This window comes from Pelorhabdus sp. sgz311001 (assembly GCF_055901755.1).
This window is the reverse complement of sequence record NZ_JBVXUT010000001.1, coordinates 19637-31846: the sequence shown is the minus strand read 5'-3', so window position 1 is coordinate 31846 and position 12210 is coordinate 19637. Positions and strand designations below refer to the sequence as shown.

The 12210-nt window shown below is 43.7% G+C and carries 16 protein-coding genes and 6 tRNA genes; all 22 read right to left on the bottom strand.

Annotated elements, in window-relative coordinates; genetic code table 11:
• The 22 genes from rplJ to thyA all read right to left on the bottom strand — a co-directional run bounded on the left by rplJ (window position 1) and on the right by thyA (window position 12202).
• Entirely contained in the window at window positions 1–525 is a 525-nt protein-coding gene (rplJ, locus tag AC0MXB_RS00215; RefSeq protein WP_474037381.1) for a 50S ribosomal protein L10, read from the bottom strand.
• Window positions 526–695: 170 nt separating this feature from the next.
• Window positions 696–1400: a 50S ribosomal protein L1 gene (gene rplA, locus AC0MXB_RS00210; protein WP_474037379.1), complete on the bottom strand. Its 705-nt coding sequence runs from the start codon at window positions 1398–1400 to the stop codon at window positions 696–698.
• Window positions 1401–1453: 53 nt separating this feature from the next.
• On the bottom strand, window positions 1454–1879 hold the full coding sequence (gene rplK / locus AC0MXB_RS00205; protein ID WP_474037377.1) for a 50S ribosomal protein L11: 426 nt from the start codon (window positions 1877–1879) through the stop codon (window positions 1454–1456).
• Between the two features lie 78 nt (window positions 1880–1957).
• Window positions 1958–2488 carry a transcription termination/antitermination protein NusG gene (nusG, locus tag AC0MXB_RS00200; protein WP_474038718.1) on the bottom strand — a complete coding sequence of 177 codons (531 nt, stop codon included), beginning with the start codon at window positions 2486–2488 and terminating at the stop codon, window positions 1958–1960.
• 32 nt (window positions 2489–2520) lie between these two features.
• Window positions 2521–2736 carry a preprotein translocase subunit SecE gene (gene secE / locus AC0MXB_RS00195; protein ID WP_474037376.1) on the bottom strand — a complete coding sequence of 72 codons (216 nt, stop codon included), beginning with the start codon at window positions 2734–2736 and terminating at the stop codon, window positions 2521–2523.
• A 47-nt stretch (window positions 2737–2783) separates the two neighbouring features.
• Window positions 2784–2859, bottom strand: a tRNA-Trp gene (locus tag AC0MXB_RS00190).
• 24 nt (window positions 2860–2883) lie between these two features.
• Entirely contained in the window at window positions 2884–3033 is a 150-nt protein-coding gene (gene rpmG, locus AC0MXB_RS00185) for a 50S ribosomal protein L33 (RefSeq protein WP_474037374.1), read from the bottom strand.
• Between the two features lie 222 nt (window positions 3034–3255).
• Complete coding sequence (gene tuf, locus AC0MXB_RS00180; protein ID WP_474037373.1) at window positions 3256–4458, bottom strand: elongation factor Tu; 1203 nt, start codon at window positions 4456–4458, stop codon at window positions 3256–3258.
• 124 nt (window positions 4459–4582) lie between these two features.
• Window positions 4583–4659, bottom strand: a tRNA-Met gene (locus tag AC0MXB_RS00175).
• Window positions 4660–4672: 13 nt separating this feature from the next.
• Window positions 4673–4748: transfer RNA gene (locus AC0MXB_RS00170), tRNA-Thr, on the bottom strand.
• An 11-nt stretch (window positions 4749–4759) separates the two neighbouring features.
• Window positions 4760–4835: transfer RNA gene (locus AC0MXB_RS00165), tRNA-Met, on the bottom strand.
• A 16-nt stretch (window positions 4836–4851) separates the two neighbouring features.
• Window positions 4852–4937, bottom strand: a tRNA-Tyr gene (locus AC0MXB_RS00160).
• A gap of 4 nt (window positions 4938–4941) precedes the next feature.
• Window positions 4942–5017: transfer RNA gene (locus tag AC0MXB_RS00155), tRNA-Thr, on the bottom strand.
• A gap of 209 nt (window positions 5018–5226) precedes the next feature.
• The gene (locus AC0MXB_RS00150; RefSeq protein WP_474038717.1) at window positions 5227–6009 is read right to left on the bottom strand and encodes an undecaprenyl-diphosphate phosphatase; all 783 of its coding nucleotides are present in this window, start codon (window positions 6007–6009) and stop codon (window positions 5227–5229) included.
• A 44-nt stretch (window positions 6010–6053) separates the two neighbouring features.
• On the bottom strand, window positions 6054–6569 hold the full coding sequence (locus tag AC0MXB_RS00145) for an NUDIX domain-containing protein (protein ID WP_474037372.1): 516 nt from the start codon (window positions 6567–6569) through the stop codon (window positions 6054–6056).
• 104 nt (window positions 6570–6673) lie between these two features.
• Complete coding sequence (gene brxF / locus AC0MXB_RS00140) at window positions 6674–7129, bottom strand: BREX-3 system P-loop-containing protein BrxF (RefSeq protein WP_474037370.1); 456 nt, start codon at window positions 7127–7129, stop codon at window positions 6674–6676.
• Window positions 7130–7257: 128 nt separating this feature from the next.
• Window positions 7258–8001 carry an RNA polymerase sporulation sigma factor SigH gene (gene sigH / locus AC0MXB_RS00135; RefSeq protein ID WP_474037369.1) on the bottom strand — a complete coding sequence of 248 codons (744 nt, stop codon included), beginning with the start codon at window positions 7999–8001 and terminating at the stop codon, window positions 7258–7260.
• Between the two features lie 143 nt (window positions 8002–8144).
• The gene (locus tag AC0MXB_RS00130) at window positions 8145–8672 is read right to left on the bottom strand and encodes an NYN domain-containing protein (protein ID WP_474037368.1); all 528 of its coding nucleotides are present in this window, start codon (window positions 8670–8672) and stop codon (window positions 8145–8147) included.
• Between the two features lie 22 nt (window positions 8673–8694).
• Complete coding sequence (locus AC0MXB_RS00125; RefSeq protein ID WP_474037367.1) at window positions 8695–10023, bottom strand: VanW family protein; 1329 nt, start codon at window positions 10021–10023, stop codon at window positions 8695–8697.
• A 2-nt stretch (window positions 10024–10025) separates the two neighbouring features.
• Entirely contained in the window at window positions 10026–10769 is a 744-nt protein-coding gene (rlmB, locus tag AC0MXB_RS00120; protein ID WP_474037366.1) for a 23S rRNA (guanosine(2251)-2'-O)-methyltransferase RlmB, read from the bottom strand.
• 82 nt (window positions 10770–10851) lie between these two features.
• Entirely contained in the window at window positions 10852–11358 is a 507-nt protein-coding gene (locus AC0MXB_RS00115) for a dihydrofolate reductase (RefSeq protein ID WP_474037365.1), read from the bottom strand.
• Window positions 11359–11371: 13 nt separating this feature from the next.
• Window positions 11372–12202, bottom strand: a complete 831-nt coding sequence (gene thyA / locus AC0MXB_RS00110; RefSeq protein ID WP_474037364.1) for a thymidylate synthase — start codon at window positions 12200–12202, stop codon at window positions 11372–11374.
• Between the last annotated feature and the right edge of the window lie 8 nt (window positions 12203–12210).

Genomic DNA, 12210 nt, shown 5'->3' with positions numbered 1-12210 from the left:
TTAAGCTGATTCTTTCTGTTGACGAACGGCTTCAAGCGCATACACGAGATTGCGGATGCTGCCTTGAAGTACGTTGACAAAGCCAACGATTGGCGATTGCATACCAGCCAAAACGCGAGAAAGAAGAACTTCGCGAGAAGGAAGATCTGCCAGCGCTTTTACGCCTGCTGCGTCAATAACCTGACCTTCTACAAGGCCGGCTTTGATTTCCATTACTTTGTTTTCTTTCAAAAACTCAGCAACGACTTTAGCCGGAGCCACAGGATCCGTTGTAGAAATTGCAATTGCGCTAGGTCCTTCCAGATGAGAATCAAGACCTTCAATGCCAGCTTCAGCTGCTGCCAAGCGAAGCATTGTATTTTTAGCAACAAAGTATTCTACACCTGCTTCACGGAATTTCCGACGAAGCTTTGTATCCTGAGCTACAGTCAAACCGCGATAGTTTACTAACACGGCGCCTTTCGTAGCGGCTAATTTTTCTTTCAGTTCAGCTACAACTTGCTTTTTTTCATTTGTTACTGCCACTTATCTGTACACCTCCTTCATAATCAATCAACCCTTAAAAGACAAACAAAAAGACCTCTCGGCGTAGATCCGGAGGTCGTAACTTACGTAATTAAGCGTTACGGATTCCGGCCTCAGCAGGCAATATTACCCTCATTTCAGAGGACCTGCAGTCTACAGCCAATCGAGAACTATTCTTTTTTGCCGGAAGCCTTCAGCGGGTTGACTTTAATGCCAGGACCCATTGTCGTGCTGAGAGTGATGGCCCGCAAGTACTGCCCTTTAGCAGCTGCTGGTTTCACTTTCACCAGTGTATCAATGAGAGTTGTAAGATTTTCCACAAGTTTCGAATTGTCAAAGGAAACTTTGCCAATCGGTGCATGTATATTTCCGGCTTTATCGGTACGATACTCGATTTTACCAGCTTTAATTTCATTAATAGCTCGGGTAACATCTAAAGTGACTGTGCCAACCTTCGGATTCGGCATTAAACCGCGAGGTCCGAGGATTTTACCAAGTCGACCAACTGTTCCCATCATATCAGGCGTTGCTACAGCTACATCAAAATCAGCCCAGCCGCCTTGAATTTTAGCTACAAGCTCTTCAGCTCCAACAAAGTCAGCGCCAGCAGCTTCAGCTTCTTTTGCTTTCTCGCCTTTTGCAAAAACGAGTACGCGTTTGCTTTTACCAGTACCATGCGGCAGAACAACTGCGCCACGGACCTGTTGATCAGCGTATTTAGGATCTACGCCGAGTTTTACAGCTAATTCAACAGTTTCGTCAAATTTTGCTGTTGCTGTTTTCTTTGCTAATTCAACAGCTTCTTCTACTTCATAGACTTTTGTTTCATCAATCAGCTTAGCAGCTTCTTGATATTTTTTACCAAATTTCGGCATTCGCTTTACCTCCTTGTGGTTTTAGCGGAAAATCCTCCCACAATCACCAAACATTAATCAATAATATCAATACCCATGCTACGGGCAGTACCTTCGATCATACGCATTGCAGCTTCGATCGAGGCAGCATTTAAGTCAGCCATTTTGCTTTCAGCGATTTCGCGAACTTTCGTACGAGAAACCTTGGCTACTTTCTTCTTGTTCGGTTCACCGGAAGCGGTTTCAATACCAGCTGCTTTCTTCAACAGAATTGCGGCCGGAGGAGTTTTTGTAATAAACGTAAAGGATCTATCTTCAAAAACAGTAATTTCAACCGGAATAATTAGACCGGCCTGTTTGGCTGTTCTTTCATTAAAGTCCTTAACAAACGCCATAATATTGACACCAGCTTGACCGAGAGCAGGACCAACCGGAGGCGCCGGAGTCGCTTTCGCTGCGGGAACTTGTAATTTTACTAATTTAATTACCTTTTTAGCCATGGTTACACCTCCTTACATAACAAATGTGGTCACCGGATCAAAGATCCTCCCACTTGCAAAACAGCCGAAGCCGTCTTGTTACAGCTTTTCCACTTGTGTATAGTCTAATTCAACCGGAGTTTCACGCCCAAACATATCTACTAAAAGTTTCAACTTAGAACGTTCCGGGTAAATTTCAACCACCGTAGCAGTCCAATTCTCAAAGGCGCCAGATGTAATGCGCACACGTTGATTCAACTCTATATTGAGTTTCGGTTTAAGCTCTTCAATTCCCATTGATTTTAGGATATGCTTCACTTCGGCGTTGCTGAGAGGGATTGGTTTGGTTCCGGAACCGACAAAACCGGTAACGCCTGGAGTATTGCGGACAACATACCAAGAGCGATCCGTTACGATCATTTCCACAAGTACATAACCTGGGAATACTTTTTTCTTGGATACCTTTTTCTGACCGTCTTTTACTTCCACTTCATCTTCCATCGGAACAAGAATGCGATAAATCTCATTTTCCATTCCCATGGAGTGAACTTTTCGTTCCAAATTGGCCATTACTTTATTTTCATAGCCAGAATAAGTATGAATGACATACCAATGTTTTTCTGATTCCATCGTTACCAAGGGACAATTCAGTCCCCCACCCCCTACTTAAGTATCAGTCGCAGCACTTCGTTAAAAACATTATCTACCGCCCAAATAACTAGAGCGACTACCACAACAGAAATAAATACAATACCTGTATATGAAATAAGTTCTTGTTTATCGGGCCACGACACTTTTTTAAGTTCGGACTTAACTTCCCTTAAAAATTTTTTAAAACGAGAAGCTCCTTGCGGCTCCGCCGCCTCTTGCATCGCCATATGATTCACATCCCGTCTTTACTACCTAACACATCCGGCATTACACTTGGCAGGGGCAGAAGGACTTGAACCCTCAACCAACGGTTTTGGAGACCGCTACTCTACCAATTGAGCTATACCCCTACTAAACACTCTAACTATTATAAGTTATTTTGTTTCTTTGTGTAAAGTCTGTTTTTTACAGAACTTGCAGTATTTGTTCAGTTCCAATCTATCCGGATCGTTTTTCTTGTTTTTATTGGTCTGATAATTGCGTTGTTTGCATTCAGTGCAGGCCAATGTTACTGCGTTGCGCATCTTCTACACCTCTCTTACCTAGTAAATGGAATAAGACTTCAAAATGTCGCTAATATAATTTAGCATAATTCATATGGCCTGTCAATAGTCCTCTTGCGAAAGCGAAGGCAATTATTGCTTTAGCAATTGCCAAATTCAGCAAAAATATACACTCGACACTATTTCCAGGCAAAAGAAAGACACAAAGCGGCTCTTTCCCCGCTTCGTGTCTTGTCCGATTTATTACGCGTTAATGGCAGTAACAACACCGGCGCCGACCGTACGGCCGCCTTCACGAATTGCAAAGCGAAGGCCTTCTTCCATTGCAATTGGGGTAATAAGTTCAATATTCATGCGAATGTTGTCGCCAGGCATTACCATTTCTACGCCTTCTGGAAGCGTAACAACTCCAGTTACGTCGGTTGTTCTGAAGTAGAACTGTGGACGGTAACCATTGAAGAACGGTGTATGACGGCCGCCTTCTTCTTTGCTCAGTACATATACTTCAGCAGCATATTTCGTATGAGGGTTGATCGAACCTGGTTTGGCAAGTACTTGACCGCGTTCGATATCTTTTCTTTCAACACCACGCAGCAGTGCTCCGATGTTGTCGCCTGCTACAGCGCTGTCAAGAAGTTTGCGGAACATTTCTACGCCTGTTACAACCGTAGATTTTGCTTTTTCCTGCATGCCGACGATTTCAATTGTATCGCCAACTTTTACTACGCCACGTTCTACACGGCCTGTTGCTACTGTACCACGACCAGTGATCGTGAATACGTCTTCGACTGGCATTAAGAACGTTTTGTCCGTATCACGAACAGGGGTAGGAATGTATTCATCTACTGCATCCATCAGTTCATGGATTTTGCCGCACCATTCGCAATCGCGTTTGCCACAAGCGCATTCCAGAGCTTTTACTGCAGAACCTGCAATTACAGGGATGTCATCGCCAGGGAATTCATAACTGGAGAGAAGTTCACGAACTTCCATTTCTACGAGTTCGATCAGTTCTGCGTCATCTACAAGGTCCATCTTGTTCAAGAATACGACCATTGCCGGTACGCCTACCTGACGGGAAAGAAGGATATGTTCGCGAGTCTGAGGCATCGGGCCGTCAGCTGCACTTACTACCAAGATTGCTCCGTCCATCTGCGCTGCGCCGGTGATCATGTTTTTTACATAGTCAGCATGGCCTGGGCAGTCAACGTGGGCATAGTGGCGTTTTTCTGTTTCATATTCTACGTGAGCTGTGTTGATTGTGATGCCGCGTTCTCTTTCTTCAGGAGCTTTATCGATCATGTCATATGCCATGAACTCTGCGCCGCCTGCTTTTGCCAGCGTCATCGTGATTGCTGCTGTTAAGGATGTTTTACCATGGTCAACGTGTCCAATGGTTCCAATGTTAACATGCGGTTTTGTTCTTTCAAACTTTTTCTTAGCCATAGTTTCTTTGTGCCCCCTAAAAAGTAATATTGTTACTTTTCTACTATCCTTGATAAATTCCTGCCGTTTTATGTATAATATAAATTAAAAACCCCGCATTGAGCGGGGAATTTTTATGTGTACTTGGTGGCGGCGCAGGGATTTGAACCCCGGACACTGCGGGTATGAACCGCATGCTCTAGCCAACTGAGCTACGCCGCCAAATAAATATATCTGGAGCTGATGACCGGGATTGAACCGGTGACCTTATCCTTACCAAGGATACGCTCTACCGACTGAGCTACACCAGCAGTCAACTTCATGGTTGCGGGGACAGGACTTGAACCTGTGACCTTCGGGTTATGAGCCCGACGAGCTGCCAGCTGCTCCACCCCGCGACGATATTATTTTAAGTGGTGGGCAGGGGTGGATTCGAACCACCGTATCCGTTAAGAGGCAGATTTACAGTCTGCTGCCTTTAGCCGCTCGGCCACCTACCCACGCTGGAGCTGGTGATAGGAATTGAACCCACAACCTGCTGATTACAAGTCAGCTGCTCTACCTATTGAGCTACACCAGCATCTTCAGTTCATCGTTCAAGCTTTCGCTCTCAGCGACAAGATTTATTATACATCTTTCGGTTTTCTTTGTCAACACTTTTTTCTAAGTTTTTTTCAAAACTTTATTTTGTGTTATAAAACCGTTTTTCGCTGTCGTCGTTTGCTTGCCCCGACAAGAATAAATAATACCATACTCAAAATGACTTGTAAAGCCTTTTTTGAAAAAAAATTAGAAAAAGAAATACCAAGTCGACACAGCGGCTAATAAAAAGCGATAGTAGGCGAAAGCGGCTAAACTAGAACGGTTCAAAAACTTAAGCAGCCACAGTACGGCCGCCCAAGCAACCACAAAAGATACAACAAAGCCTACTGCGAGCATCTGAATATTTTCCATCGAAAGAGACTGCCATACTTTGAGCACGTCATAAATGCAGGCAACCATCATCAGCGGCACAGCAATGATAAATGAAAACTCTGCTGCAGCCATCCGACTCACACCTAGACAGAGGCCGCCGGCAATCGTTGCGCCGCTGCGAGAAAAGCCCGGCCAAAGCGCTAAAATTTGAAACAGCCCTACTCCCATGGCCTGTCTTATCGTCAAATCTGCTGCTTTGGTTACAGTAGGCCTGCCAGAGCGTTTTTCCGCATAGAGCATAAATAAAGCGCCGACAATCATGCCAATAATGACTGTGCCAGTAGAAAACAAGTACGTTTTAATAAAGTGATGGGCTACATATCCTACAGCCATAACCGGCAAAATACCGGCTGCTACATGCTTTATAGTCAGCCCTTTTCTTACGCCGTGAGATTTTGTGAGCATCTGCCGAAATTGATCGCGATAAATCATAACGACAGCGAGTATCGCCCCAAGCTGAATAAAGACCTCAAAAACACTAGCCTCTGGTCCATCAAAATCGAGTAAATGACCGGTTAAAATCATATGTCCTGTCGATGAAATCGGTAAAAACTCCGTAATTCCTTCTACAATACCTAAAATAACTGCTATTATCATATCATGCACGATTTCTTTATCCCCCTACATTCAACTATAAACTTTCACTTATTTTGCTTGCTTTGATTCAGCAGCATCGCAAGAACCTGTTGGTCTGTAGGAAATGCTAGTGGCGGCAGGGTCTCTAACGAAAAATAAGCCACTTCACTCAAATCGTCACCCGCTTGCTCTAAACCACTACATTTTTCTACCCAAAACCAAATTCCTACCGTATGCTGCGCCGGATTATGAAAATTAGACAAAGCGGTAAATACTTGGCCAGGCTTTACAACCAGCCCTGTTTCTTCCAGAAATTCTCGCTGCAAAGCCGCGCGTACCTCTTCATCATATTCGACATAACCGCAAGGTATGCACCAAAGACCACTGTAAGTACTAGTAAGACTGCGGCGCCCTAAGAGCACTCTCCCTTGCTCATTCAATAAGATACCAGCTACGCCAACAACCGGATTTTCATAAAAAATCTTTTCACACTGTACACAGGTAAGGCGATTTTGCTCTTGCTGTTTCTGGTAGTGAAGCGAACCGCCGCACCAGGGGCAAAAATGATAGCGTTGGACCATAGCGAATACCTCCGAATGTTCTTATCATCTGCGAAAAAGACAGTAAAAAAGGCAGGAGATGTAAGCATCTCTTGCCGTTTCCCTTCTTTACAAAAATCCGGAAACTACAATTCAATAATACTAAGATTTGCGGCATCAAAAGAATGATTATTCAGCTGCCAGTCACAAAATATAAGTTGTCCATTACTGTATTCCCCCGGCCAAGCAACAATTAAAGAATATTTCCGGCTGAGTTGCCGCAAAATAGCAAGCGGTTCTAAACAAAGCACTGGCTTAAAGAGCAATTCGATTCCATCTAGCAAAAAGGTTTCAACCGAAAAACCGCGCAATACCTCATCCATAATCCCTGCAGCCTGCTCTTGCCGCGCCTTCGGCACAAGATCAATTAACTCATCTGTCACCAGATAGCGGCAGTCTAAGTAACGAAATCCTCTCGTATCGCCTAACTCTCGTAAAATTTTGCTTTTACCAGCACCGGCCTTCCCCACGATCAAGACCAACTTATTCGGTGTAGCTTCTACTTCACGTAGGCATTCCAACACACGCAATGTGGCTGACATTGAGCTCCCCCTCACCATGCTCTTTTTATGCCTTACCTGTTTCGCCAGTTTAAGAGGAAAATCCTTCACTTGGTTCAAAAAGATCTAAAAATCTTATAAAAAAAGAGACTCCCCAAAGAGCCCCTCTTTTAATCATCCGTTGGATCGCTGCTATAATCAGCCAACTCAACCTGTAATTCTTTATTTAACCCAGCCAACCCTTTATAAACGCTACGCGCATCAGGATCGTCACTTCGATTGTCTAAATACCGTTCCAATTTTCGTTTCACGCGCTGTAAGGCATTATCGATAGATTTCACATGGCGTCCTAATTCAACAGCAATTTCTTGATAGGATTTCCCATCTAAATAACTCATGAGAACTTTCCATTCCAAATCACTGAGAATTTCGCACATTTTTCCTTCAATATCAATAAATTCTTCCCGGCTAATTACAAGTTCTTCGGGATCAGAAATCTTCGATCCAGACAAAACATCTAGCAACGTACGATCAGAATCTTCATCATAAATTGGTTTATTTAAGGAAACGTAAGAATTTAACGGAATATGCTTTTGTCTTGTCGCCGTTTTAATTGCCGTAATAATCTGCCTGGTTACGCAAAGCTCGGCAAAAGCCCGAAAAGAAGACAATTTATCATTGCGAAAATCACGAATTGCTTTATATAAGCCGATCATGCCTTCCTGGATAATATCTTCCCGCTCAGCACCGATCAAAAAGTACGACCTAGCCTTAGCTCGAACGAAATTGCGGTATTTGTTTATCAAATACTCCTGGGCGATTGAGTTGTTATTGTCTTTGGCGTCGATAACAATATCTTCATCCGTCATATTCTCAAAACAACCATACAGATCGCGTTGAGTATTAGCCCGCATTCCATCGCCCCCACTCTTCTAGTTGACCTGCAAAAAAGAAAATGCACTAATTCTTAGTGCTTCTACCTTTTCGTACATGCTACTACAAAAAAATTATACCTTAGGGAGCTGTTTTTAGTCAAGCCTTGTTTAAGAAAGGCCTGTCAGCGCTGCAATCGAAGCGCATTGAGTTTTTCGCGCACTTCGTCCTTTACCCGACCTTCCAGTTCATTGCGATCCGTCTGCCGTTCTTGTCCTTTCGCGCGCTCTTTCATGCGTTTTGCTGTTTTTAAGACATCAAGCCGCAGTTCTCGAGCTGATATCCGATAAGCGCCGACACCAAGAATAACCTGCTGTTCCGTCCCATCAGACGTCGCTACGTAGACTGTCATGCCCCCTTTAGCGAGGCGATAAGCCGTTCTTTCAATAAAGCTGTCAGCGGTCTCTTTCTCGCTGGTAAAAATGACTTCAAGATTAGGATATACAGGATACACGCGCTCTTGTCCGACAAAAGAATAGGCGTCAAACACAACAAGAACCTTATAGCCCTTAAAGGCTCCATAACTTGCTAGCCAATCCACCAGACGATCGCGGGCATGGTCAAAATCCTCTTTATAATCTTTTAACTCTTTCCAGTCGAAAATGACATTATATCCATCGACAAGTAAGTAATCCTGGCGGCGCTTTCCCATAGCAAATCTCCTGCACTCTTTTTCACTTACTAAAGTCAGGCCGACAAGATCCAATCCGAACAATAGAATCCTCCGGTAAATACTGGTCTTTAGCAATCAATTCGCGCTGCACTTCTCCATTCTCTCTCTTAATAAGACGCAGCGTCGTCACTTCATAACCGGGAGTTCCCTGACGCTCTACCTCAGTTTCTCCCAATAAAAGGTTTTCATCTACTTTTCGCACAACACCAGGCAAAAGTGTTTTTTTCGCTTCCGTAATAATTTCGACCTGACAAGTCTGTTTCATACGGCTAAACAAACCGACTGACAAACGGTTTTCAACTACCTCGGCCGTAATTAAGAGCGGTTCTGCCGTCGTATTGGTAAATTTAAAGTCAAGGACTTGATAGGCTACCGTAGCGTCACGGCCTAATTTCACGTAGCCTAGCGCCTTGGAATGATTATAACGCTCTTCAATTTTTAAATTTGCCAGCAAAACCGCATTGTATAAAGTAGAAGAAACTTGGCAAATCCCGCCGCCAATCCCAGGAACATATTCATTCCCGACAATTTCTAAAGCTTCCTTAAAGCCATGTTCTTTATCACGCGGCCCTACGGTGTCATTAAAGGAAAAGGTTTCACCTGCCGCAAGGACTTTGCCGTTTAAATGGCGCGCCGCTAAACGAATGTTATCACTACGATTTTTCTGAGCGGGATCAAACTGGGTCTGAAAGGAGCCGATCACTTCATGAAAGCCAGCTGCAGCTACTTCCTTTTCCGTAATAGCGGGCGATAAGATCGTAACAGGTAAGGCCACAGCACCGCCAGACTGTAGATTAGAAAGAACTAAGTTTTTCGTCGCTTCAGTCTCCAACTGAGCACCAGATTCCGCCGGAATAATCCCGCCCCGAAATAAGCTTACTGCTGCATTTTGCGGCGGTTTATCAATCGACTGTTGCCAAAGTCCAATCAAATCATTGAGCTTACTTTCATTATAATGAATTTTAAGCGGAATATGACAACCATAAACAATAGCCTGACTTATTTTTTGAACTCGATCCCAATAAGCGCCTTCATGACCAATCGCAGCGGCAGCAGCAGCCGTTTCTTTCGCATCTACAGAAAAATCAACCTTACTACGTTCGAGCAAAAAAGAAGACCTGCCATCTGAAATCATCAGCGGTTTCTTTTCATCTTCCTGCTGCCATAGCTGTACAAGATTCTCTACTTCTCTTTCTGTGAGTCCGCCAACAGCTACACCTTCTACCGTAACACCAGCATAAACAAGGCCTGCATTAACAAAAACTGCATAGCCGCAAATCGCACTGATTATCACTGCAAGGAAAAAGAAAATTTTCCGCCGCTGTTTCACGCTTATTTCATCTCCCGCTGCCTTAATACTTCATATAACAGAAGAGAGCAAGCAACTGAAGCATTTAAAGACGTCATTTGCCCTTTCATGGGGATTTTCACAAGAAAGTCACAGCTTTCTTTCGTCAAACGGCTTAAGCCATGCCCTTCACTGCCGACAACGACAGCAATCGGCCCCGTAAGATCCGCTTCATAAAAATTCTTTTCCCCATCCATATCAGCTCCGACAATCCAAATCCCCTGTTTTTTCAGTTTTTCTAGAGTTTGTACCACATTACCAATTCGCGCAATCGGCACGTACTCAATCGCTCCGGCCGATGTCTTAGCGACAGTTGCGGAAATCGGCGCCGTACGCCGTTTTGGCAGAAGCATGCCATGACAACCTGCCGCATCAGCACTACGTAAGATAGCGCCAACGTTATGGGGATCTTCCAGCTCGTCAAGAATCACGAGAAAGGGAGGTTCGCCTTTAGCGGCAGCTGCCGCTAGAATATCTTCCACTTCTACGTATTGAATCGGCGCCACATAGGCGACAATTCCCTGATGCTGTTCTCCCGGAACCAGCGCTGTGAGTTTAGTTGATTCCATTTCTTGTACAATAATACCCTGCTTTAAGGCTTGTCCGATAATACTCTTCAGGGACCCTTGATGATCCCCTTTCGCAACAAGAATTTTATTCACGGAACGCTGCCCTTTTAGGGCTTCACTGACACTATTACGGCCACAAATAATCTCTGACTGTGACACTTTATTCCTCCTCAGCGACTTGCTGTCACCTCTTAGTTTTTCGCGAAGCAAATCAAATTATGTATGACAAGTTCACAAACATTTATTGGGGGACAAGAATCTGTTGATTTTCATATTTCGTAAACTGAAAGGAAAGTTCTTTATAAACATGCATCTCACTTGTTTCAACTAACTTCCATTCTTGGGCCGTATCAAGATTATCAAAATACTTATCAGCCTGATAATCGGCAAAAATTTTAGTTACATAGGCTTCGCTGCAATAAGGCAGAAGCGAATGATATACGGATGCGCCGCCAATCACAAAAATATCATTCGTATTATATTGCTTCAACTCTTCCCATAATTCTGGCAGAGACCGACATAAAATCACCGCATCATGAGGCTTCTCTTGACGTTTACTTAACACAATATTAATTCGATCTTTCAAAGGGGCTTTTCCCGGCAGAGACTCAAAGGTCGTCCGTCCCATCACAACCACCTTTTGCAGCGTCTTTGCCTTAAAAAATTTCATATCTTCGGGAATCCACTGCAGCAATTGACCTTCATAGCCAATCCCCCAGTCGGAAGCCGCCGCAACAATTGCTTTCATGCTTTTCTCCTTTTTAAATCGCAACAGGAATTTGTTTAATTTGCTGTCCGCTCTGATAATTTTCCAAAACAAAATCTTCCACTGTAAAAGCATAAAAATCTTGTATATCAGGATTGATCCGCAAAATTGGCGCCGCATAAGTCGGGCGTGCAATCAGTTCCTCCACCAAGGGAATATGACGATCATAAATATGGGCATCAGCAATCACATGAACAAGTTCACCAACTTTAAGTCCGCTTGCCTGAGCAAACATATGAACAAGGATAGCATACTGAGCTACATTCCAATTATTCGCCACTAGTATGTCTTGCGATCGCTGGTTCAAAATCGCATTTAGCTTACCTGCGGTCACATTAAAAGTCATACTGTAGGCACAAGGATAGAGATTCATGGCATGTAAATCATTATGATTATACATGTTCGCTATAATACGGCGACTATAGGGATTATGCTTTAAATCAAACAGAATGCGATCCACTTGATCAAATTCGCCTTCTTTATACTGATGCTTTAAACTCAACTGATAGCCATAGGCCTTGCCAATCGAGCCTGTTTCATCGGCCCAGCTGTCCCAGATATGACTATTTAAATCCTGAATATAATTTGATTTTTTTTGCCAAATCCAGAGAATCTCGTCAATCGCTGCTTTCAGATTCGTTGGTCGAAGCGTCAGAAGCGGAAATTCCTCAGCTAAATTATAACGATTCACCACACCAAACTGCTTAATGGTATGAGCTGGCACACCGTCGGCCCATTTTGCCCTTACTTCTTGACCTTCCGATGAATATCCATTTTGCAGGATATCTTGACACATGGCAATAAAAATTGTATCTGCTTTACTCACTATTTTAT